The organism is Pelagibius litoralis (assembly GCF_011683915.1).
GTDB lineage: Bacteria > Pseudomonadota > Alphaproteobacteria > Kiloniellales > Kiloniellaceae > Pelagibius > Pelagibius litoralis.
On the sequence record NZ_JAAQPH010000032.1, the window covers coordinates 15,792 to 37,819 of the forward strand.

The following is a 22,028-nucleotide window of genomic DNA, read 5'->3' on the forward strand; positions in this document are numbered from 1 at the left end:
ATTACTCTCGAGTGGAAACCATGGGGTCTCGTTGTTTGAACAGACGGCGCCAGAACAACGGCCCGAACAGCGCAAGAATGGTGAGCACAAGGAACAGAAGTGTCAGTGGGCGGGCAAACATCAACCACCGTTGATCGTCGAGCATGATCAAAGACTGACCGAGGCGCTTTTCGAGCATTCCGCCGAGGATCAGCCCAATAGCCAGCGGTACAACCGAATAGCCAGAGCTGCGCAGAATGGTCTTCCACACGCGGCCATACTCCTCGCGCGTGGGCAGCTTAATGGCTTTCATAGAGACCTGACGCCGCTCGACGCTGAGCCGTTCCGCCTGCACCAAAAGCTCGGATATGCCGAAAATCCCAATCATCACTGGTAGGAAGCCGATGCCCTCGGACAACTCGTTAAAGCCGAAGGTAAAGCGCTCGACCGTGGTCAGCAGGTCCTTACCAACGGTCGCCAACAGGACACCGAAGGCCCCCGCGATGATGTTCTTCAAAGGCGTGCCATCGCCAATGGTGGCCAGCATCGAAATGCCAAAGACAGTCAGCGCGAAGTATTCGGGTGGCGCGAAGTTATACTCCATGCGTGCCATGAGGGGCGCGTTTGTTAACGACGACCATATCGGTACCCAGTTCTCGACGCGCGCGGATCATCATCATCCGCGTCGTTACATCCGTGCCGCCGCCATTACCGGCGTGCGCAATCACTTCGATGGTTTTGGATGGATATTCCTCAGCGGCAGGATCACCGCTTACAACTGCTGCAGCTGCCGCGATGGCAAACAGTTTTTCATTGATTTTCCTCCCTTGGATAATGCGCGCATTCAGCGCCTGTCACCATCATAAACAATATTCTGTATTTTGGAATACCAAATATTATAATTTGACCTCCATAATTGATTTTCCTATTGATATTACAATTGGAAGCTGCGTCACAGGAACGAGCTGGCCGGATCGATGACAGCCCGTTAGCGTTGTCTCATGTCTAAGGTTTCATATGCCCGTCATCATTTTCCACCGAGTGTCATCCGCTATGCCGTCTGGTTATATCTGCGGTTCAACTTGAGTCTCAGGGACGTCGAAGACTTGCTGGCTGAGCGTGGCTTGGACATCTGCTGCGAGACCGTCCGCCGTTGGGTCGTGAAACTCGGAACGCCCTACACCAGGAATTTGCGCCGGCGCCGGCCAACTGAACAATCGTGCTGAGAATTCCCATCAGCCGGTGCGGCGGCGAGAGCGGTCGTGGATCGGCTTTAAGCGGCCAGGATCAACGCAACGATTTCTCTCTACCCACGCCGTCGTCTACAACTGCTTCAACCTCCAACGCCACCTCATCTCCAGACGCACACTCAAAACCTTCCGAGATGTGGCATTCACCGAATGGCGGATCGCTACCCAGACTGCGTGACACAGACCTACTCTCCCGAACCCCTATATTCACTTCGGGAAGATGTGACAGTGCCCCGCCATGCGCCTTTCCATCTCGGCTGGCGTTTGGCGATGGCGATCAGCCCGAACTCGGTCTGGTGCGCGGTGTCCAGTCATCGGTGACGCCATAGACATCACCTGAATTCGTATGCTCCGGGAGAGCGGTGAGGAATGAGCGCATGGCCGCACCGTCGATCCAATTCGGCTGAAGGAAGCGATGAGACTCGCCAAGCGAAAACTTGAAGCGATTGCATCCGAGCGCAAGGGTACGATCGAGCGCGGCAAGACCGGCCGCGCGCGCCATCGTGGTGATCTCAAACGACACAGCGGGAGGCAGCCGCGACAGCCCCGTTAAGATATCCGGCTCAACGCCCTCTGCGTCGATTTTGATGAATGCGGGTGGCCCATGGCGTGCAATGACATCATCAAGGGTCAAAACCGATACGGCCACAGGCTCGTTCCAGACTTGACTGCGCCAACCCGCCGTAGCCCGTGCCGCCTCGACGAATGAATCCGACATGGTGGAGACTGTCGGATTGGCGCGGTTGAGATGCAGTACGCCTGGACCGGATCGGGCGCCGGCGGCGTCAGGTAAGAGCGTCACGCCGCTGTCCCGGCCGTGCAACCACGCGAGAACACGAAACAACGTGGCGTTTGGCTCCATCGCGATGACCCGGGCGCCGAGTCGGCGAAAGGCCGCCAGCCGGTCACCGACATGCGCGCCGACGTCGATCGCAAGGTCGCCGGGACCGACGAAGGCCTGGTAAATCCGGTCAAGGCCCCGGCCGTGTAGCGGGCGCATCCGGTATGTTATGAGAGAACGGGCGACGCCTTTCAGATCTCTCAGCCCAACTCGATTGTTCACCCCGGGTCCTCGCGTATCTGACCGTTCCGTACTGGCCTCAGAATCGGGTCAAAAGGCCTCTCCGTGGCAGAAGAGCACATAATCGCGCTGGCGCAGAGCCGCGCACCATCCCCCCTTTCGCCGACAGAGCCAATTCCCCGCCTCATGGCACTTTCGCTATGGGCTGCAACGCCCTTTCAGCGCCCGCGCAGGGGCCACATTCGGGAAAAGACCCCGTCTTTCAGCCAGACCGCATGATAAAGCGCGGCTGCGATGTGCAGAACGATGAAGGCGACCAAGACTAGGCGCGCGTAGCTGTGAACGGCCTTCGCCGTTCCGGCAAGCGAGTCGGAACGGGGAACGAGGGACGGGACCTGCAGAGCGTCCAGCATCTCTATCGGGAAGCCCCCGGCCTTGACCCGGATGTAGCCGGAGACACCCATCACGATCAGCAGCGCATAAAGTGTCAGATGGGAGACCGCCGAAGCGCGCCTTTGCCAATCCGGTACAGTCGCGGGCAGAGGTGGTGGCGGATAGACAGCCCGATAGACCAGCCGAAGGACGACAGCCAGCAGGATCAGGACGCCCGCGTTCTTGTGGAAGATATAGAGGCTGTCCTGAAGGCTCCGCTCCAGGCCTTCGGTCGTCATCCATTGACCCACCGGTATCGTGGCCAGTACAGCCAGCGCGACGATCCAGTGAAGACTTCGGGCGGTTGTACGGTATCCCTGCATAGCCCTTCTTTTGTCACAGCGGTGGCCGGTACCGGAGTTTTGGACCACGATCCCGCGTTCCAGGCAACCTGGACTTGACCGGCGCGAAGCGGCGCTAGTTTATGAGGGGATGAATCAAACAGTTTTCAACAGTCTTGCGACTCCGCAGCCGTCGGCCCCGCGCCGCAACCGGCGCAGTGCCAAGCCGCTTTTGCAGTTTGCGCTGGTGGCTGCCGGGCATCTGGGTTTCCTGCTGGCGGTGGTGATGTGGATTCTGCCAGAGATCCTGGGCCTTGCCCGCTTTGCGCCGATCGGGGTGTTTCTTGCCGTTACATCCGTCACCGGGCTTGCGCTCCACCGTCATTACCCGCATGTCGCGCTCGGACTGTGCAATACGGTCACGTATTTTCGCGCGACCCTGGTCTGTCTGTTGGCGGCTCCGCTGTTTACCCCTGCCGCGCTGGCCGATCCGGCCCTTGCCTGGGCAACACTTGTTCTCGCAGCCTTTGCGCTGGCGCTTGACGGGATAGACGGCTGGCTGGCGCGGCGGAGCGGGCTGGTATCGGCTTTTGGCGCGCGCTTCGATGTCGAGACCGATGCGCTGCTGGCCCTTATTCTAGCGCTTCTGGCGTGGCAGACGGGCAAGTTGGGGGCGTGGGTTCTGGTGCTGGGGGTGCTACGGTATGGCTTTGTCGGATTGGGGCTCTTTCTACCCTTCCTTCGCGCGCCGCTGCCCGAACGGTTTCGCCGCAAGGCCGTCTGTGTGGTCCAGTTGACCGTGCTGATCGTTTTGCTGGCGCCGCCACTCACGGCTTCGCTGTCGCAGGGCCTGGCGGCGGTGGCCGTGGCCCTGTTGTTGTGGTCTTTTGCAGCCGATGGGGTTTGGCTGTGGCGCAGGCGCGGGCCGGCTTGATGCGCCGGGCATGGCCGGTGGCCTCCCTCGCGCTGGCGGCGCTGGTCTTGTATCTTCTGTTGGTTCTGCCCAATCATCCTGATGCGGTGACGTCCGGCGCCATACTGTTCTTTCCCCTCGAACTGCCGCTTATTCTGGCCCTCCTGATCGTCCTTCGGCAGCAGGCGCCCTCGACGCAGATCGTTCGGATTGCTTTGGTGGCGATACTCGGCGCCATCGGGCTGCTGAAGATGGCTGACTACGCGATGTTCGTTTCGTTCGGCCGTGGGTTCAATCCGCTGCTCGATCTTCATTTGATCGAGGCGGGATGGCGCTTGTTGTCCGACGCCGTGGGCGCTTTCTCGGCGGCCCTCTGCATCCTGGGTGGCCTGCTGGCCATCGGCACGACCGTGGCGGCGACATGGTGGGCAACCGGGCACTGGGCGCGCATCGAAAGCCGGGGAAGGTGGCGGGCAGGCGGAATCGCGGCTACGCTGGGCGCAGCGGTTTTGTTGGTTGGTGACGTCGGCCATGCGATGCAGCAATGGCGCTTGCCGATCTCTCCCCCCGGCGAGGCCTTTACGGCGCGGCTGGGGGTGGAGCGCGCGATCTCGTACCAAGAGGCATTCCAGGATCTGCGCAGTTTCGACCTTGCCTCTGTGGGCGATCCGTTCCGCGAGACTGCGCCCCTGCTCGATCACATCGACGAGCGCGATGTCCTCTTTATCTTTGTTGAGAGCTATGGCCGCGCGAGTTTCGATACCCCGCTTTATGCGCCGACCCACAGGGAGACGCTCCGCACCTTAGAGGCGCGTTTGGCAGAGTCCGGGGTGGCGATGCGCTCCGCCTGGCTCAGGGCGCCGATGATCGGCGGGCAAAGCTGGTTGTCTCATGCGACCCTGGCTAATGGCGTCTGGATCACCAACCAGTGGCGATACGCTGAGTTGCTTGCAAGTGACCGGTGGTCGCTCTTTCATTTTGCGGCGGATGCCGGGTTTCGTACGGCAGCGGTGATGCCGGCGATCACGCTTGATTGGCCCGAGGCAGATCGCATGGGTTTCGAGACCGTGCTTGCCGCCGACGATCTGGGGTATCGAGGCCAACCCTTCAACTGGGTCACGATGCCCGATCAATACACGCTTGTTGCGCTCGATCGTCTACTTTTGAAGACGCCGGATCCGCGACCGCTTTTTGCGCAGGTCGCGCTGATTTCTTCCCATGCGCCCTGGGTGCCCATCCCGCCGCTCCTGGGATGGGACGAACTGGGAGACGGGACGATCTTTGACACATGGGCGCAGTCAGGAGATCCGCCCGACATCGTGTGGCGCGACCGGGACCGCGTGCGCGAGCAATACCGCAAGGCGGTGGATTACAGCTTAAAGGTGGTGGGTGGCTATGCACTGCGCCAATTCGATCGGATACCCCTCATGGTGGTTCTCGGTGATCATCAGACGGCGCGTTTCGTCTCACAAAGCGACAGCTTCGATGTGCCGATCCACATCATCGGCCCGCCAAAGCTGATTGAGCGGACCGACGCCTGGGGATGGCAGCAGGGGCTCATACCGGCGGAGGAGTCACCGGTCTGGCGGATGGATAGCTTCCGCGACCGCTTCCTCTCGGCCTTCAGCAGCGCCGAGCCGGTTCTTTGACGCCGGCTCCGTCCGCGGATCCTTTCTGGTGCGCTCTGCCCCTTGTCGCCCGATAGCCGTCAAACTAGCATCAAGGTCAGTCACGGAGACGAAAAATGAATCGGATACATCTGTCGCGCAGACAACTGTTGGCAACGGGCGTTGTCGGTGTTGCAGCGGCTCTCGGCCTCACGTCGCGCCGGGCCAATGCACTGACCGCGGCCAGGATGCAGCTGTCCTGGCTGCATTCGGTGCAGTTTGGGGGGAGCTATATCGCACAGGACCGGGGTTACTGGACCGATCTGGGGTTGGATGTCGCATTGACGCCTGGGGGGCCGAACGCGCCGGTAGAACCGCCGGTCATTTCGAATCAAGCTTTGGTTGGTATTTCGGCCGCTGATTATACCGCCGCCGCGATTTCACAAGGGGCACCATTCAGGATTATCGGCGTGGCGATGCAACGGAATCCCTTTGCCATAGCATCCTTGCCGGAAAATCCGGTGAATGCCCCTGTCGACCTGGTAGGAAAACGGATCGGCATGGCTATTGCCAACACCCCTGTATTGCAGGCGCTTTGCACCTTGAACGACGTCGATATCGGCGAGATCGAGATTGTGCCCACACAGTATTCCGCCGCCCCGCTGCTTGCCGGGCAGGTCGACTGTCTGCTCAGCTGGGCGACCGATCTGCCGGTGGCAATGGAGATCCAGGGCGTTCGGAGCGTGACGATGCTGATGGCCGATCACGGCTATGCGCTGCATTCACAGACCTACATTGCGACCGAGGATAGCCTGACAAACCGGCGTGCCGAGCTTGTGGCCCTGATGGCCGGTGAGGTCCGCGGCTGGCAAGATTATCGGGCCGACACCGATGCGGCCGCTGCCCTTACGGTCGAGCGGTTTCCGGATGCGGGTCTGGACTTTGAGACACAGAAACTCCAGGCAAGAAAACAGCTGCCGCTCATGTTCTCGGACCTGACCGAGCAGCACGGCTTTGCCTGGTTCACCGACGATGCGGTCGCCGCGAATGTCCAGATGCTGGCGCTGTTGGGGCAAACTGTCACGCCGGATCTTTGGGACAGGTCGATCCTTGAAGCGGTCTATGACAGCTGATCGTGCACACCTTGCCCCACCCGAGGTGGCCTGCCGGTCGGTTGCGAAGACGTTTTTCGGCGCAGGGGGCCCGATTGAAGCGGTCGATCCAACCTCCCTGACCTTTCGTGCCGGAGAAACGACAGCCCTGGTTGGCCCTTCGGGCTGCGGGAAGTCCACACTTCTGCGTTTGATCGCCGGGCTAGAGGTGCCAACGTCCGGAGAAGTTTTGGCAGATGGCCTGCCGTCCAAGGAGATACGCCGCCGCGCGGGTCTTGCAATAGGATTTCAGGATTCGTCGCTTTTGCCCTGGCGCACGGTGCGGGGCAACATCGCCCTGGCGCTGAAACTCGCAAGGATGCCCGAGGATCCGCCGGCGGTGGACCGGCTGATCGCGCTGGTTGGCTTGTCGGGTTTTGAGGACCGGCGTCCGGCGGAGCTGTCGGGCGGCATGCGCCAGCGGGCGGCGATTGCGCGCTGCCTTGTCACACGCCCGGGTCTTCTGCTGCTCGATGAACCCTTCGGGGCGGTGGACGAGTTGACCCGCCGCCGTCTCGCCGAGGACCTTCCCAGGCTGTGGGAAGCGAACGGTACGACAACGATTTTCGTGACCCACTCGGTGACGGAAGCAATTCTGATCGCCGATCGTGTCATTGTTCTCTCGCCGCGTCCCGCCAAGGTTCTGGCGGAGATCGATGTAACGCTCGACCGGCCCCGTTCAGGGAAAATGACGGGAACCGAGCCGTTTAGAGACCTGATCGTTGAAGTATCGGCGGCGCTGGTCGACGGAGAGGCGCAAGGCGGCGTCCCGATTGCCGCCCAATGAACGCTGCGGTCTCGCGAAGCGACAGGCCTGTGTTTCCCGGCGCTGAGTGGTGGAAGGCTGCGGTCGGGGTCGTCGTCGCATTGACCCTTTGGGAACTCACGGCGCGCGCGTTCACGGGGTCCTACCTGCTGGCAGGTCCGTCCGAGGTGATCGGCTACCTGGCGGCAAATGGCGCGCTGATGGCGCGAGCGCTTGGTGTTACGCTGGCGGAGGCCGCTCTCGGGTTCGTCTACGGTAACCTCGCGGCCATAGGCCTTGCGCTGCTGGCCTTCGCGGTACCACGGATTGAGCGGGGGATTGCCGCGCTGGCGCTTCTGGTCTTTTGTCTGCCACTTGTTGCCACCGGGCCAATTCTGCGGGTCCTCTACGGTCCCGGCTCCGGGCCGCAGATCACACTGGCCGCGTTCGCGGTCTACTACACCACACTCGTTCCGCTGCTGGTTGGGTTGCGCGCCGCGCCGGCGACCTGGCTCGACATGGTGCGCAGCTATGGCAGGGGGCGGGTGACAGCGCTTTTCCGCATCCGGGTGTTTGCCGCGCTGCCCTATCTCGTTGCCGGGCTTCAGATTGCCGCCCCGGCGGCTTTCCTGGGCGCGATGGTCGGCGAGTTCACCGGTGCCGAGCGGGGCATGGGGGTGCTGGCCATCCACGCAATGCGGAGCCTCGACGTGCCGGCGACATGGGCTTTGGCAACAGTTGCAGCCGCGGTGTCAATGTTCGTCTACTGGGTTATCGGCTGGCTGGGGCGGCGATTGATAACCGGTCCACCGCCCGTCATCCTGGCACCACCCGTGCCGCGTCGCTCCGCCGATGGGCCGCGCCGGCTGGCTCAAACTCTGGGATATCTTGCGGTTCTCACAGTTCTCGTCTTGTTGGCCTGGGCGGGATTGATGGAGCTTTTCGGGCTGGATAGGTTCTTCGCCAAACGACCGGACGACATCTGGGCCTATCTGGTGGGCGGTGACGGCGCCGCAGAACACCGTGAGACCCTGTTCGCTGCCTTGGGGCAGACGCTGGTCTTTACCGTTCCAGGATACTTCGCAGGGCTTGTGCTGGGTGTTGTTGCGGCAGCCGGTATTGTCCTGTTCCCGGGCACCGCTGCGGTTGCCCTGCCCATCGCAATTGCCCTGCGGGCGGTGCCCATCGTGACCACCGCACCGCTGGTCATTCTGCTGCTGGGGCGCGGCGCCCTCGGCATGGTCGCACTCATCGCCATCATGATCTTTTTCCCGGTTTTGGTCGCCTGCCTGCAGGGCCTTCGCCAGGTGCCAGGACACGTCAACGACGTCTTCGACAGCTATGCGGCAAGCCCCCGGCAGCGACTTGTTTTCGCTCAGTTCCCGGCGATGCTGCCTGCCTTCTTCGCCGCTGCGCGCATGTCCGTGCCCGCGGCCTTGCTGGCGGCGACGGTGGTGGAGTGGCTTGCGACGGGGACAGGCATCGGCAGCCTGATGGCACTAACCGCCTCGACCTCGGACTACAATATGCTGTGGAGCGCGACCTTTCTCGTCTCTCTGACCGCCTGTTTCGCCTATGCCGGCGTCAGCTGGGTCGAGCGCCGCTTCCTCGATGTCTATGCCAGCGAGCAGCTCGCATGACACGCGCAACACCCAACCCGCCGCGCTAGGGCCCGCCCGATGACCAAAACGCCTGCGGTTTTCGCCATTCCCGGGGATATCACAACCAAAACCGGTGGCTACATCTATGAAAACCGCCTCTTGCACGGGCTTCGCGATGCGGGGCGCCCAGTGCGGCACCTGGAACTTCCGGCAAGCTTTCCCGATCCCGATGCGCAGGACATGGCGGCCGCGATCGCAGCCTTGGTCGCTGTGCCCGCCAACATGCCACTGATCATCGATGGGCTGGCCTTTGGTGCTGTCGAGACCCGGGGGCTCGATGCCGTGAAGGCCCCGATCTGCGCGATGATCCACCATCCCCTGGCGCTTGAGGCCGGATTGTCGGCTGAGCGGTCCGCCCTGCTGTCACGGCGCGAGGCGGATAACCTTGCGCGTGCGGCCCATGTGGTCGTGCCGAGCCCGCATACCGCCTCTGTCTTACAGACAGACTATGGCGTGGCAGCCGACAGGATCAGCATCGCTGCACCGGGGTTTCCGCCCGCCGACCCTGTCCGGCAGGAGGAATGCCCGCCCATGATCCTGTCGGTCGGAATCCTGCATCCCCGCAAGGGCCATGACATCTTGCTCAGAGCGTTGGCGCGGATCGTCGATCTCGACTGGCGTGCCAAGATCGTAGGTGCCCGCTATGACCACGCCTACGCCGACGGCCTTGACCGACTGAACGCCTCGCTTGGCCTTACCGGACGGGTCACAGTGACCGGGATGGTCGATGACAAGGCCCTGCGGGAGCGCTATCGCGCCGCGAGCCTCTTTGCGCTCGCAACGCGCTATGAAGGTTACGGCATAGTCTTGGGTGAGGCGCTCTGTCATGGGCTGCCGATCGTCACCTGCGGCACGGGGGCCGTGCCCGATACGGTCCCCAGGGGCGCCGGCCTGCTGGTCTCCGCCAACGAGCCCGGCGCTTTTGCCGATGCGCTGCGCCGGATGCTGTCGGACAGTGTTCTTCGTCGGCGCTCGGCCCTGGTTTCAGCCAAGGCAGGGCGGGTGCTGCCGAGCTGGGCGGATACAGCCGCGGTAATGGACCAGGTGCTTGACAGCCTGGCCGTGCAGCCCATCCCTTGATAGCTGCGCCGTATCTTCAAGAGGTTTTAGGCCGAGACGTTTGCTGCAAGACGGTAGGGGTTGCCCCGCAGTCTGATCTAACACCAGCTGTCTGGACAACCCCGCATTGCCGATACTTGGCCGGACCGCCAAGCGGATGTTGATATCTGAAGGCTTTCGTCGATGCCGACGGCCCAACGAAGGCTTCCACGCCAGAACCGATGACTGGTATCGACCCAATGCGGTCTTTCAGCCTGGACCAGGCAAACGACGCCTATGCGGACTAAGCTGCCGTTCACATCCTCAAGTCGAATGGCCGCATTCTGCCCGGCACGAAGACAATACAAGTTGTAAACTATGAACTATGAGGTAACTGGCATCGCTCCTTAGAGAAGTTCGGACTTCATATCAGTTGTGCGACTTCGGCCCCTAGCCAATTTCGGAAAGCCACCGCAATTGAGTCCCCCTGCATGTCTGGATGCTGGGACAGCCAATAGTCGTCGCGTCCGGAAAAGGTCACCTTTCCGACCCTCACCAGATCACCACTTTTCAAAGCATCCGCGCACAGCACATTGTCACCAATGGCAATGCCATGTCCGGCTATCGCCGCGCGGATCGCAAGCGCGCCGTTTCCCAGAACAATGCCCTGGTCGAAGCGTGTGACACTCTCTGCGCGCAAAAATGCATCCCACCAATAGCTGTCCAGATCGTGGAGAAGCGGCAACGTCTTGAAGGGGTCGTTCGTGGTTTCAAGGAGCGATGGGCTGATCACGGGAAAGACCGTGAAACCGCAAAGGCGTTCGGCTAATGCCGCACCTGGACGTGGATGACCGTAGGTGATCGCCAGATCACTTTGTCGCACTTGCCGACCCGGAACGGTGGGAACGAATGTGATGTCGGTGCCGGGCATTTCCGCACGCAGCTGATCAAGTCTTGGCGCAACCACCAAATCAAGAAATTCGTAGTCCACTTCGACCTTGATCGCACGACGCGATGACAGCGCAGTTGCTTCATCAAGACCCGCTTCGAGCAGCGCCAACACGCGCTTGGCGATTGGCAGATAGGCCCGTCCGGCGGCAGTTACCGCGACAGAACGATGCTCGCGCACAAAAAGGGCTGTGTCCAGCCTGTCCTCGAGAGTGGCCATCTGCTTGCTGACAGCGGCCTGTGTGACATTCAGAGTATCAGCGGCCCCGGCAAAGCTCGTCCGTTCGGCGGCTTCCACGAACATTCTAAGCGCGGTCGGAGTCGGAAGGTGTCGCATATCTTCACTTAACCAAATGGAAGCCTATTGGCCAATATGTTTTCGTTGGACCGAAATTCTGTTGTCTTTATTTAATCATGAAATGAATGATCAAACGACTCACATCAACGCCACGCAAAGTGGTACTTCGGACCATGCACCTGATTGGCGCGCGCTTCTGGCTAACGGACGAGGGTTCCGCATCGCGGGGGTGCTTGCAGTCATTATATTGCACGCTGGCGGGAACTACGCTGCCGTTACCCTCGCGCCGGCGATTGTTGCAGAGGTTGGTGGCGGTGAACTCATCGCTGCCCTGACCGCGCTCTTCAACATCAGTACGGTTCTGGCGGCAGCGGCCACTGGCCCGTTGGCCGCCAGATACGGCATGAAGTGGCTTTGGTGGATCATGACAGCGTTGGCGATTTCCGGAGCGATGCTTTCATCTGTGGCAGGAACGATGCCCTGGATCGCCACGGGACGTGCCATCGCGGGTTTCGGCGGCGGTGGTTTGCTCGCTCTTGGATTTGTTGCCCTGCGCTCAGAGATAACTGCGGCGGCTTACCCCAAGATTTCTGCCATCTCGGGTGCATTCTGGATCGGAGCGGCCTTCGCCGGTCCGCTGATCGGCGGCCTCTTCGCTGATTTTGTCGGGTGGCGCCCCGCCTTCGCATTACTTGGAGCCGGAATGTTGATCTATGGGATCGGCAACGCGCGAACAGTCACGAAAGTCGAAACGGAACGTGACATGGAGGCATTTCCAATCCTGTCCTTCGCGGCTTTTGGCCTTGGTGTTGGTTTGATCAGCTTTGCTCCTCATTTTGACCGAAGCGTTGTTGCCGTCCTTACAATTGCCGGGTTTGTTGCCTTGACGACAGCTATAATGCGCGAAAGATCGTATGCGCCCCGCATGTTCCCAAGGCGGGCTTTCCGTTTCCGGACCATGCAGGGGAGCGCGATAGCTGCGAAAACAGCCCTGGGTGCGAGCGCGATGAGCATTCTTGTATTTGGCCCGTTGGTGCTCACTCAGGTTCATGGACATAGTGCCACATTTGCTGGAGCGTTCGTACTAATCGAGACCATTGCCTGGTCCATGGCGTCATTTGCCGTGGTCAGCATTCCTTGGGGGCGGCGTGTTTCCATCGTCGGCCCATTTGTAACGCTTGCCGGTCTGGTGGGCTGCTATCTCTTCCTTCTCGATGGCCACCTTGTTGGTGCAGCCTTGTCCATCGCCGCCAGCGGCTTCGGTCTGGGAATGATCTGGCCCTACTTGGGCGAACAAATGGTCGCTGGTGATATGGACGGGGAACAGACCAAAACGATGGCCATGGTTTCCAGCGTTGAAACTCTCGGTTTTGCTATTGGCGGTGCTCTGGTTGGCCTCGTAGGTGCTTTTGTTGCGGGCGGCACCATCCATGATAGCGAGACCATTCTCGCTGCTGCGAGCGCTGCAATCGTGTTCTCGATACCGTTCACATTGATAGGATGCATCGCGGCGATCCAAGCTTTACGCAGGACGCCGCAGTACTAGCATTTGAAAATGCCAATCTACTCCTAGAAGCTGCCGTTCGTTCATCGCGCAGCATTCGTTGCTATGGGCTCGAAGCCGTCATTCGCTGCAAACCCGACGAATGACCGGTCCTGGCCGAATTCGGCCAACTGCAGACATAGACCTTTGACCTAGTCGGGCCAACGATTGCTGGATGCCCAGGAGCGATCCAATGTCCCTTATAGTCTCAGTTACGGACCGCCATTGTTTGGAATGCATTCAGTGAGTGCGGATTACGACGACGCCGGCGACGACAAGAACCGCGCCTGACACGCGCCAGAGGGTCAGGCTGTGCTGCGGACTTCCGAACGCGCCGAGGTGATCGAGAACGAGGGCCACGAGGATTTGACCGGCGAGGATCAGGATCGTCGTCGAGCCAACGCCGAGTTTTGGCGTGATGATGACGATAGCGAGGATGTAACCGGTGGTGATGAGCCCCCCGAGCCAGACCGTGGGCGGCGCCGAGGCCAGGGACGACAGGCTGGGGAGCGGCGGTCTCATTGCGGCGACGGTCGCGGAAAGCGCGATCGCCCCTATCACGAAGACGATCAGGCCCGCCGTGTAGGGACTTTTGGTGACAGCGCCCAGTTGCGCGTTGAACGCCAGTTGCAGCGGGACCAGGGAGCCCGTTACAAGCGCGGCAGCGACAAAGAAGCTGGAAGCGTTCATGGCGATCGTTCCGATCACGGTATGGCGCGGACGATTCCGCCGTCGACGCGCAGCGCCGCGCCCGTTGTGGCCGAGGCCTGAGGCGAGACGAGATAGACGATCATGTTGGCGACCTCTTCCACATCCGCCAGGCGTCCGATAAGCGACGTCGGCCGATGGTTCTCTATGAGTGCTTGCTCAAGCTTTGTGGGATCCTCGTTTGCGGCTGTGGCCATGGACTCAATGAACCCGAGGAGACCCTCGGAACGGGTCGGGCCAGGCAGAACCGCATTTACCGTGACGCCCGAACCGGCAGCGACCTCCGCAAGCCCACGGCTGATCGCAAGCTGCGCCGTCTTGGTCATGCCGTAGTGGATCATCTCTGTCGGAATGTGCAGGGCCGACTCGCTGGAGACGAAGATGATCCGTCCCCAGCCCCGGCGCATCATCCCAGGGAGTAGGGCTCGGAACAGCCGCATGCCGCTCATAACGTTGACAGCGAAGTGCTTTTCCCAGTCTGTATCTGAGGTTTCGAAGAAGGGTTTCGGCTCGGCGATCCCAACATTGTTGACGAGAATTTCCAACTCACCGACTTCGTCAGCCAGCTTCGCCGCTCCGTCGGCTGTGCCGAGATCGGCGGCGACGCCCGCGATCTCGGCATCTGGAATCGCGGCCGCAAGCCGTTTCGCTGCGGCGTCCACTGCCGCCATTGAGCGGCCATTGAGCACCACATTCGCACCCGCCTGGGCGAGCGCGGTTGCAGTTGCAAAGCCAATCCCTGCGGTCGAACCGGTTACAAGGGCGCGGCGACCTTTTAACGAAATGATCATGTCGGGCCTCCTCTAGATTTTTTCGTTACTCAGAAAGCCGTTAACCGCTGAATTGAAATCGCGCGGAACACTTCCCAGTTGACCCGGGGTGGCGGGGGGCTAAAGCCCGCCGTCCGCGCTGATGTGCTGACCCGTGACCCAGCGCCCCATATCGGAGGCGAGGAACAGAACCACGCGGGAGACGTCTTCGGCCGAGCCCAGCCGCTTGAAGTCCGCCTGCTCGGCCATCCAGCGTTTCTGGTCGCTCGGCAGGTCCGCCATCCAATCGGTCTCCGTATAGCCGGGCAGAACGCTGTTCACCGTGAATTGACGTTCCGCCAGTTCCTTCGCCCAGAGACGCGTAAATTGTTCGACGGCGCCCTTCGAGGCGGCGTAGAGGCTGGTGAACGGAACGTGGACTTTCGTTGCGCCCGACGAGAGATTAATCACCCGCGCGCCCTCGGACATCAGCGCCGCCAGATGCTGGACGAGGAAGTATGGACCTTTGACATTCGTGCCGAAGACCTGGTCGAACTCGTCTTCCGAGACGTCGGCGAACGGCTTGGCGACGAAGGCCGCGGCGTTGTTCACGAGGATGTCGATGCGGCCCAGATCGGTTTGGATCTCCGCCTTCAGGCGCTCGATCGCCGTCAAGTCGGAAACGTCGGAGCGATAGGCTTTGACACGCCCGTTCGCCGAAAGTTCCGCTTCGAGACTTTTGGTGGCTTCTTCGCTGCTTACATAGGTGAACGCAACGTTCACGCCTTGCGCGACAAGGTCACGGACGATGGTTTGGCCGATGCCGCGCGATCCGCCGGTCACGAGGGCGATTTTGCCGTCGAGTCTTAGAATGTCGGTCGTCATTGCGCGTATCCTTTCGGGTTTGCTGATGGGTTTTGCGTCAAGTGGCCTTGCGCGCGTCGGCGACGCCGGCGGTGTTTTCGTAGAACTGACCGCCGGTGATGCGGCCGTCGCACATGTCGAAGCGCGCGAGAAAGTCGCTGACCGCGATTTTCGCGGTCTCGCGATGGCGAAAGACGAAACGGCCTTCGACAAAAACCCGGTCGGCGGCGTCGGTGAAGCGCGCAGAGTTGAACTCGAGCGCCTCGAACTCCGAGAAGAGCAAGCTTGTGAGGCGGACATAACCTTCCTTGCCTTTGTGAACGTAACCCGCCCACGGGATTGACCCGCGCAGGTCCTCGTTCTCGCCCGTGGAGACAATCCACTGGAAATCCGGCTGGGCGAACTCGGCGAAGGCTTTGTCGAAGTCGCCGGCGTATTGCGCCTCCAGAAAGCCCTTCACGGCGTGAATGTTTGGTGTGTCAGTCACTGGGTGTTCTCCCGTCCGGTCACGTCGATAGACAGAAGATGGTGGCTGATCGACTGTTGAAAAATCAGCCCTAACAAGACAATCTGTTGTATATGGATACAACAATCGAGATCATGGAACTGGCCGCCTTCGTGGCCGTCGTGCAGCGTGGAACCTTCACTGCGGCGGCTGATGCCATGGATACGGACAAGGCGCATGTCAGCCGCATCATCAGCCGCCTTGAGAACAAGCTTGGCGCGCAGCTCTTGCAGCGCTCGACACGTCGCCTCAGCGTTACCGAGACCGGGCGAGACTTTTATGAACGCGCCGCAGGCATCCTGACGGCGCTGGAAGAATCGGAAGCTTCGGTCGCCCGTACGCAACGCGAGCCGACCGGGTCGCTTCGCCTGTCCGCCGGCGCAGAGTTCGGCGTGCTGCGGGTTAATCGCTGGATCGCGACCTATCTGAAGACGTACCCGGACGTGCGCGTGGACGCGGAGTTCACCAACCGCGTGACGGATGTCATCCATGAAGGGATTGATATCGCGATCCGCATAGGCGCCTTGCCGGATGCGGAACTCTCTGTGCGCAAGCTCGGCGATATCCACTACGCCTTCTATGCGAGCCCATCTTATCTCAAAGGACGTAAACAGCCGAAAGCGCCCGCCGATCTCAAGTCCCACGATCTCGTCATGTTCGCGCCGCGAGGACGGCCCTCATGGAAAGTTGTGAAGGGACGTCAAACGGAGCTGATCGAGACGGAGCCGAGATACACCGTCAACAACAGTCTGGCGGCGCACGATATGGCAATTGCCGGAATGGGCGTGACCCTTCTGCCGACATTCATGACAGCGGACGCACTTGCAGGCGGGAAACTAAAATTGCTCCTGCCGGGCTGGGAGCGGATCCCCGTGCCGGTCCACGCCGTCTTCACCTCAAGCCGCTATATGGCACCAAAGCTGCGGGCCTTCATTGACCTCGCGATCCGGGAGTTCAAAGCCGAAAGTTGAATGACCGAGATGAGCCCGAACCATTGCCTCCGCGGTCAATACAGCAATTGTCCTTCCTTCACGAGAAATGAGTACTTGTTTCGTCCGCTTCGGGTCGAACCCGGCCGCCGAGAGGCCATAAACTCCCGTTCCCCGAATGACCGCTCCTGGCACGCAGGTGAAGTTCTGGGCAACCTGAACCTCTTCCGCTCTCTCCCAACAAGCGACATTCAACTGGTGATGTCAGCTTTCCACCGGCTTACGTCCGCTGCGTCCACGGCTTCGGGCGTGCCGGCTGGGTCGCGGTATAGGCAGTTCGAGGCACTATCCGGCCCAAAGGATGATTGGTTTTGGCAACCGGAATTGCCTCGAAAGCCGAAGAAGCCGCTCCCCGTACTGACACTGAAACTGGCCTTCCAAAAAGGTGGCGAGAGAAAGCACGGCTGAAATTCCCTGGTCGCCAGAGCAGAGCAGTTCTCTCAGTCCGGTTTGAGAAGGGGCCGACCGCAAAGGGCCGCGGAATGCGGCCCTTTCGGCCTCCGAGTGTCGAGCCGCCCAGAGAGACGGCGAACGCGTAGACTTGGTGGCGGATGGGGTGGGATTCGAACCCAAGGGCCGGTTTGATTTCTACCCCCGGAAACCCGCCAGCTGTTTCGGTCCAGTCTGATCGGTGTCATCGCCGTCCCAATTGTCCCGTTCGTGCGGGAACGAGCTCCGAACCCTGATCGGCCTGAAGCGGATCCGGCGCGCCGCCGAGATCGAACCTAATGACAGCACAGGACTGCACCGCCGGCGCAGGGAGATAGAACGAATCGGGAAAAGTGGAAACCGCTGTCGAAAAAAATGGAAGCCGAAAACTTTCCTATCCCGTTTTCTTTTTGTTTTTCAGCGGGATATGGTGCGCCCGGGAAGATTCGAACTCCCAACCTCCTGATCCGTAGTCAGAGGCAGGAGGGCCCGGAATCGATGATTTGTCGTTTTACCTCAACGCATTAGGAATAAGTGGTTTCCACTCTCCATCTCTCAATCCGTCTCAATCATTCCAATAGCTTATCAGCAGGAGTGGAAACCGGTTGAAGGCCTCTGCCTAGTCTTGCCATAAGGGATATGCACGACCGTCAGGTTACGTAATATCTTGTATGAGAGCCGGAAGCGGTATCCACCTATCTGGTCCCAATAGCTAATCGCGGTCGATTGGTGGTCTTGCTTGTCGAATTCGCTGGCGTTGAAGGACCTCAGACCTGAGCTTTTCGAAGAGGTCATGCGGCAGCAAACCTATTCGGTCTGATTGCGCCCTGGGATAGCTCGAAGGTCGTAACCCGGCCAGGTGAAGCGATTCAATTCGTCAAAGCGTAGCCATTGTCGCGCAGATTTGAGGCCGAGTTTCTGACGGACTGCTGTCGGGATCTCAATGGATGCAGAGAGATCAGTAGGTTGTTCGCGGGTGATCGGCGCGACGACCACTCTCACTTCGTCGTTCGGCTGCCGGCGCGTTGCAACCACAATCGCACGGGGGCGATCTTTGACAGATTCATCGACCCCGTCATCAGACTCGTGGCTCCAGAGAAAGCCGTATCTGATGACGAGACCCAGCCTTGGGTCTGGAATGTTCAAGGAGCTTTATCGTACTCGGCATCCTTGATGTCCGCGATGACATCGTCAGGGAGTTCGCCAACGATAAGGACCTCGCGCTCGCGACGCTTGAGCCGTCGATATTCTTCGAGTTGCCGAGCAGATAGGAAGCCGCCGATGACACGCCCGCGATTCGTGACGTTCACGATTTCGCCCGTCGCCGCTTCGTCCCGATAGCGCCCGAAATTGCGCTGAAATTCGCTCGCAGTTACCGTCTTTTCAGTCAGCATGGGATCCTCTCTTGTCTCTTGCGCAAAATACGCATTTTGCGCAAGAATGTCAAGCGACGACATTGTCAGCCGTTGAGATGCGTAAATTATGCATTTTACGCATGAGAATCAAGGGACAGCGGCGAGGAGCCGCCTCATGCAAACGCTCCACCAAGGCTCAGCTTCCTTGGGGAAGGCGGTGACGGAGGCAGCCTGGGGATGGCGTCGGACCCGCTGCCGACAATCCCGCGGTACGTGATCGGCGGGGTTCGGCCGGCGATGCCGAGCAGCAGGTGGAAGGTCGCGGGCCTCGAGCGACGGCGGTTGAAGCGGAAAGTGAACTCCTCCAGGTAGCGTTGGATGTGGCGCCGGCGCAGGCCATGGTGGACGCCGAGGGCCCATCGCTTCAGAAGCGCGAAGACCCGGTGCACCCACTCGAGGTTCACGTGGGCGGCCATGACGCCGACCACGGTCGGCTTGTGGTCGAAGCCCCAGAGGGGCACTGTCAGACAAACCTGATTCGGCCAGTGAGCGGCGCCGATCCGAGGCGTTCAGGCCGCCAACTGGCGCCACTCCGCCAAGGCATCAGACCGGTTCTTTTTGAAGATGTCGCGGCGATTGAGATGGCGGTCGCGAGGCCATGGGCGGTCCTTCGACGTGCCTGTCGCGAGCGCTTCTTCTGTTGTTTTTTTGCATCAACGCGGTCGCGGGCCTGACCATTTTCTCCAGCTTGGTCACAACAGGCCTTTGTCCCTTAGCAGTTGCGCCAGTTCTCCGCTCTGATGCATTTCGTGAACGATGTCGCAGCCGCCGACAAACTCGCCTTGGACATAGAGTTGCGGGATGGTGGGCCAACTCGAGTAGTCCTTTATGCCCTGGCGCACTGCATGGTCATCAAGCACGTTCACTGGGGTAAACGGCACGCCAAGTTGGGACAACGTTTTTGCAATCGCCGCCGAGAACCCGCATTGGGGAAACTGAGGCGTCCCTTTCATAAAGAGGACCACGTCGTTCTCGGACACCACCGCGCTGATGCGCCCCAAAGCCTGACTATCATTCATTTCTGTCATCTCCCGCCACCATCCCGACTAGCGTTTGACCGACGAACAGTGCCGCGCCGTCGATCGCATATCTGCACGATCGTTGCCGCCAACGCTGATCAACTCGGGCGACTCCGGCGTGAGATCGGCGAGCGAGACGTCGTTCAGGAACGACAGGACGGCGCTCTTGAGCGCCTCCCAGAGGAGATCGGTGCCATGAAGGTCATGTATGTCGGCGGCTTCGAGCGTGTCGGCATTCAGTGGACGGCTCGCAAAGTTCGACGGCGCATCGACGGCCTGAAAGACCTCCGCGACGGTGATCCGCTGGGCGGGCTTGGCCAGCATATAGCCGCCGCCCGGTCCATGTCGTGAAACAACGAGCCCAGCGCTGCGTAGCTGCGCCATAAGGGCTTCCGTGTAGGACACCGAGCGATTGATCCATTCTGCAAGGCCCTTTGTCGAGCACGGCTTGTCCGCGTTCTGCACCGCCAGGCGCACTAGGGTCTCGACGCCCATATAAGCGCTGCTGCTGATCTGCATCTTGGTGTGTCTCCGCCGAACACGGGCAAAATGATTTTGAAACCGAACTATTTTAGTATGAGATCGAAATCATATTCTTGTCAATATAGTTTCGAAACGCTACTATCAAACCAGCCTAGCGAAGAGAGAAAAGGAGTTCGAATTGGACAGCCGCGTTATCGCCGAACTGATCCTGCATCTCGGGCGCATTGCATCAGGCGACGGCCTCGTTGCAGGGCTTACGCCGGGCCAGTGGGCCATTTTGAGATATTTCACGCGTGCCAATCGCTTTTCGCGCACGCCGTCGGCGTTCGCGGCCTTTCATGGCACGACACGCGGTACGGCCTCCCAGGCGATCAAGAGCCTGGTCGCCCAGGGATTCCTGATGCAAACCCAGTCCGAAACCGATGGCCGCAGCGTGCGACTGGACCTGACGGATAAGGCCAGGGCCATAATCGCTAACGATCCAATCGAAGCCCTGGTCCGCGCCACGGACGCTCTACCCCCGGGCGTTCGTGGCGCGTTTTCCCATACGCTTCAGCGCGTGCTGGGCCAGGTCGTCTTGGAGACGGGAAAGCCTCTTTTTGGGACTTGCGAAAACTGCGCGCATTTCGAAGACGACGGCTGCTGCAAGGACGGGCTGGCGGCCTATGGGTGCGGGTTCCTGAATGAACCGCTTATGGACGAGGAACTGGACCAGCTCTGTGTGAACTTCGCATCCGACAGGTCTGGGCCGCCGCGAACACCCGGCGTTGGCGTCACATAGCGGTGACTCGGCTTCCTGCGACAAGCGTCATTATCGTCAAAGGTCAAATCACGATCGAGGCTGACCTGCTGGCGCCCAAACTCGGTCTCTCCGTCGACGGGCTCAAGGACAATATGGTGAACGGCCTTGTCACCAGTATTGCCGAAACGGGCGTTGGCGAGGACGCGGGACGCACCCGCCTTACCTTTCGCTACCGCGCGCGGACTTGGCGTGTCGTGGTGGACATCGACGGGACGCTCAAGGAAGACCCCGTATCGCCCCCCGAACCGCGAGCCGCAAAAGACCGCTCAAGTCTGCTCGATCTGATGGCGGATCCGTGATGATGGTCGTGCCCCTGTGCGGTTCCGCGATCACATCGCACACGCCGGTCCAACCTGTCCGAGTGCATTTTCATCGGGTTGCGGCACAGGGGGAAGCGATCGCCGACAAGCCGTGTGCCGGACTCCTGGGGTTCGCCCCGCGGAACACGATTGATCGGGTCACAGAAGCGCTTGAGCACGTAATGGGCGACGACGCAGGGAACGATCCCCATTCATTTCTGTACTTGGTGTCAGCGCCCACGCTCAAAGCACATCTCGAAAACCTGCCGCGCCACCACCTCCCGGAAGTGGTCGAAGTGCGGCCGGTATGACCCAGAGGCCGTCCTCGAACCGAAGGGTTGCCCCACCGACAAACGAGCCGAATGCATGGGCCAAATTCACGACAGTCGAACTCTCAACAAAGCTCAGAGAACTCCAAGAGCTGATCGACAACGGCATTCTGACGGAGCGTTCGGCGGAGTATCAACTTACGGAGATCGCGATCATCGAGAACGAGTTGGCGAGACGCCATGACGGCTGACGACTATGCCAAATTCAAGAACGATCGCGGCGTTCCTGAAATCCGCATCGGAGTCAAAGAGTTCAAGTGCGCCGGCGCGTCGGCGCCCCAGGACCACCCGCATATCTATCTCGAGATGGGCGCGGCAGACACCATTCTCTGCACCTACTGCGCGACCTTGTTCCGCTACGATCCGCGGCTTGGCCCGCAAGAGGCGGATCCGCCGGACAGCGTGTTTTTGGACTGAATTGCTGATAAGCGCTAGAGTCGAGGGTATCAACGTTGCTCCGGCCACACCGAGCGCGGTCCTGGCTGCGATCAGCATAAGGGTACTAGCCGAAAAGGCCGCGATCACCGAAGCTACTGCGAACGCGGCAGCGCCAGACCAAGCCATTCACGC

Annotated in this window: 24 protein-coding genes and 2 pseudogenes; 13 read left to right on the forward strand and 13 right to left on the reverse strand. The window is 60.5% G+C overall.

Translation table 11 applies throughout. From position 1 onward, the window contains the following. Position 1 precedes the first annotated feature (1 nt). Positions 2-592 (reverse strand): tripartite tricarboxylate transporter permease, encoded by a 591-nt coding sequence (locus HBA54_RS26170; RefSeq protein WP_205944932.1) that lies wholly within the window; start codon positions 590-592, stop codon positions 2-4. Between HBA54_RS26170 and HBA54_RS26175 the strand changes: the two genes are divergently transcribed. Together HBA54_RS26175 and HBA54_RS26180 are read left to right on the forward strand one after the other, a co-directional pair. Then, on the forward strand, positions 513-845 hold the full coding sequence (locus tag HBA54_RS26175; RefSeq protein ID WP_167230795.1) for a hypothetical protein: 333 nt from the start codon (positions 513-515) through the stop codon (positions 843-845). The two genes, HBA54_RS26170 and HBA54_RS26175, sit on opposite strands and share 80 nt — an antisense overlap. A 135-nt stretch (positions 846-980) precedes the next feature. Then, positions 981-1,407, forward strand: a pseudogene (locus tag HBA54_RS26180) (transposase family protein). Between the two features lie 99 nt (positions 1,408-1,506). Here the strand turns inward: HBA54_RS26180 and HBA54_RS26185 are convergent. After that, positions 1,507-2,292, reverse strand: coding sequence for an FkbM family methyltransferase (locus HBA54_RS26185; protein WP_205944933.1), 786 nt, complete (start codon positions 2,290-2,292; stop codon positions 1,507-1,509). 176 nt (positions 2,293-2,468) lie between these two features. Next, positions 2,469-3,005 (reverse strand): cytochrome b, encoded by a 537-nt coding sequence (locus HBA54_RS26190; RefSeq protein WP_167230798.1) that lies wholly within the window; start codon positions 3,003-3,005, stop codon positions 2,469-2,471. A 109-nt stretch (positions 3,006-3,114) separates the two neighbouring features. Here HBA54_RS26190 and HBA54_RS26195 point away from each other — a divergent pair, with 109 nt between their 5' ends. From HBA54_RS26195 to HBA54_RS26220, 6 genes are all read left to right on the forward strand, one after another. After that, positions 3,115-3,897, forward strand: coding sequence for a CDP-alcohol phosphatidyltransferase family protein (locus HBA54_RS26195; protein WP_167230801.1), 783 nt, complete (start codon positions 3,115-3,117; stop codon positions 3,895-3,897). Then, positions 3,873-5,525, forward strand: coding sequence for a sulfatase-like hydrolase/transferase (locus HBA54_RS26200; RefSeq protein WP_205944934.1), 1,653 nt, complete (start codon positions 3,873-3,875; stop codon positions 5,523-5,525). Before HBA54_RS26195 ends, HBA54_RS26200 begins: the two co-directional genes overlap by 25 nt. Positions 5,526-5,731: 206 nt before the next feature. Further along, the gene (locus HBA54_RS26205; protein ID WP_205944935.1) at positions 5,732-6,616 is read left to right on the forward strand and encodes an ABC transporter substrate-binding protein; all 885 of its coding nucleotides are present in this window, start codon (positions 5,732-5,734) and stop codon (positions 6,614-6,616) included. Next, positions 6,606-7,421 (forward strand): ABC transporter ATP-binding protein, encoded by an 816-nt coding sequence (locus HBA54_RS26210; RefSeq protein ID WP_167230803.1) that lies wholly within the window; start codon positions 6,606-6,608, stop codon positions 7,419-7,421. The genes HBA54_RS26205 and HBA54_RS26210 overlap by 11 nt, the downstream gene beginning before the upstream one ends. After that, positions 7,418-9,019: an ABC transporter permease gene (locus tag HBA54_RS26215; RefSeq protein WP_167230806.1), complete on the forward strand. Its 1,602-nt coding sequence runs from the start codon at positions 7,418-7,420 to the stop codon at positions 9,017-9,019. Before HBA54_RS26210 ends, HBA54_RS26215 begins: the two co-directional genes overlap by 4 nt. Positions 9,020-9,058: 39 nt before the next feature. Beyond that, entirely contained in the window at positions 9,059-10,120 is a 1,062-nt protein-coding gene (locus tag HBA54_RS26220; protein ID WP_167230809.1) for a glycosyltransferase, read from the forward strand. Between the two features lie 382 nt (positions 10,121-10,502). Here the strand turns inward: HBA54_RS26220 and HBA54_RS26225 are convergent, their stop codons facing one another. Beyond that, positions 10,503-11,363, reverse strand: coding sequence for a LysR family transcriptional regulator (locus HBA54_RS26225; protein WP_322096125.1), 861 nt, complete (start codon positions 11,361-11,363; stop codon positions 10,503-10,505). A 61-nt stretch (positions 11,364-11,424) separates the two neighbouring features. On the opposite strand from HBA54_RS26225, the gene HBA54_RS26230 reads away from it, so the two are divergent. Beyond that, on the forward strand, positions 11,425-12,870 hold the full coding sequence (locus HBA54_RS26230; RefSeq protein WP_167230815.1) for an MFS transporter: 1,446 nt from the start codon (positions 11,425-11,427) through the stop codon (positions 12,868-12,870). Between the two features lie 237 nt (positions 12,871-13,107). On the opposite strand, the gene HBA54_RS26235 is transcribed toward HBA54_RS26230, so the two are convergent. The 4 genes from HBA54_RS26235 to HBA54_RS26250 all read right to left on the reverse strand — a co-directional run bounded on the left by HBA54_RS26235 (position 13,108) and on the right by HBA54_RS26250 (position 15,675). Beyond that, entirely contained in the window at positions 13,108-13,557 is a 450-nt protein-coding gene (locus HBA54_RS26235) for a DMT family transporter (protein WP_167230818.1), read from the reverse strand. Positions 13,558-13,571: 14 nt separating this feature from the next. After that, positions 13,572-14,366: an SDR family NAD(P)-dependent oxidoreductase gene (locus HBA54_RS26240; RefSeq protein WP_167230821.1), complete on the reverse strand. Its 795-nt coding sequence runs from the start codon at positions 14,364-14,366 to the stop codon at positions 13,572-13,574. A gap of 99 nt (positions 14,367-14,465) precedes the next feature. Further along, a complete protein-coding gene (locus HBA54_RS26245; RefSeq protein WP_167230824.1) occupies positions 14,466-15,209 on the reverse strand; it encodes an SDR family NAD(P)-dependent oxidoreductase in 744 nt (247 codons plus the stop codon). A gap of 37 nt (positions 15,210-15,246) precedes the next feature. After that, positions 15,247-15,675: a nuclear transport factor 2 family protein gene (locus HBA54_RS26250; protein WP_167230827.1), complete on the reverse strand. Its 429-nt coding sequence runs from the start codon at positions 15,673-15,675 to the stop codon at positions 15,247-15,249. 92 nt (positions 15,676-15,767) lie between these two features. Here HBA54_RS26250 and HBA54_RS26255 point away from each other — a divergent pair, with 92 nt between their 5' ends. Then, positions 15,768-16,664 (forward strand): LysR family transcriptional regulator, encoded by an 897-nt coding sequence (locus HBA54_RS26255; protein WP_167230830.1) that lies wholly within the window; start codon positions 15,768-15,770, stop codon positions 16,662-16,664. A 1,254-nt stretch (positions 16,665-17,918) separates the two neighbouring features. On the opposite strand, the gene HBA54_RS26260 is transcribed toward HBA54_RS26255, so the two are convergent. The 5 genes and pseudogenes from HBA54_RS26260 to HBA54_RS26280 all read right to left on the reverse strand — a co-directional run bounded on the left by HBA54_RS26260 (position 17,919) and on the right by HBA54_RS26280 (position 20,064). Continuing rightward, positions 17,919-18,257, reverse strand: a complete 339-nt coding sequence (locus tag HBA54_RS26260) for a hypothetical protein (protein WP_167230833.1) — start codon at positions 18,255-18,257, stop codon at positions 17,919-17,921. Beyond that, positions 18,254-18,505 (reverse strand): type II toxin-antitoxin system Phd/YefM family antitoxin, encoded by a 252-nt coding sequence (locus tag HBA54_RS26265; protein WP_167230836.1) that lies wholly within the window; start codon positions 18,503-18,505, stop codon positions 18,254-18,256. The genes HBA54_RS26260 and HBA54_RS26265 overlap by 4 nt, the downstream gene beginning before the upstream one ends. 230 nt (positions 18,506-18,735) lie before the next feature. Then, positions 18,736-18,966 (reverse strand): annotated as a pseudogene (locus HBA54_RS29790) (transposase); the annotation flags it as partial. A gap of 252 nt (positions 18,967-19,218) precedes the next feature. After that, on the reverse strand, positions 19,219-19,545 hold the full coding sequence (gene grxD, locus HBA54_RS26275; protein WP_167230842.1) for a Grx4 family monothiol glutaredoxin: 327 nt from the start codon (positions 19,543-19,545) through the stop codon (positions 19,219-19,221). A gap of 27 nt (positions 19,546-19,572) precedes the next feature. Continuing rightward, the gene (locus HBA54_RS26280; protein ID WP_167230845.1) at positions 19,573-20,064 is read right to left on the reverse strand and encodes an RrF2 family transcriptional regulator; all 492 of its coding nucleotides are present in this window, start codon (positions 20,062-20,064) and stop codon (positions 19,573-19,575) included. Between the two features lie 142 nt (positions 20,065-20,206). Between HBA54_RS26280 and HBA54_RS26285 the strand changes: the two genes are divergently transcribed. From HBA54_RS26285 to HBA54_RS26295, 3 genes are all read left to right on the forward strand, one after another. After that, a complete protein-coding gene (locus HBA54_RS26285; protein WP_167230848.1) occupies positions 20,207-20,809 on the forward strand; it encodes a MarR family winged helix-turn-helix transcriptional regulator in 603 nt (200 codons plus the stop codon). 2 nt (positions 20,810-20,811) lie between these two features. Next, positions 20,812-21,129, forward strand: coding sequence for a DUF6522 family protein (locus tag HBA54_RS26290; protein ID WP_167230851.1), 318 nt, complete (start codon positions 20,812-20,814; stop codon positions 21,127-21,129). A gap of 509 nt (positions 21,130-21,638) precedes the next feature. Then, positions 21,639-21,875 (forward strand): zinc-finger domain-containing protein, encoded by a 237-nt coding sequence (locus tag HBA54_RS26295; protein ID WP_167230854.1) that lies wholly within the window; start codon positions 21,639-21,641, stop codon positions 21,873-21,875. Positions 21,876-22,028 lie beyond the last annotated feature (153 nt).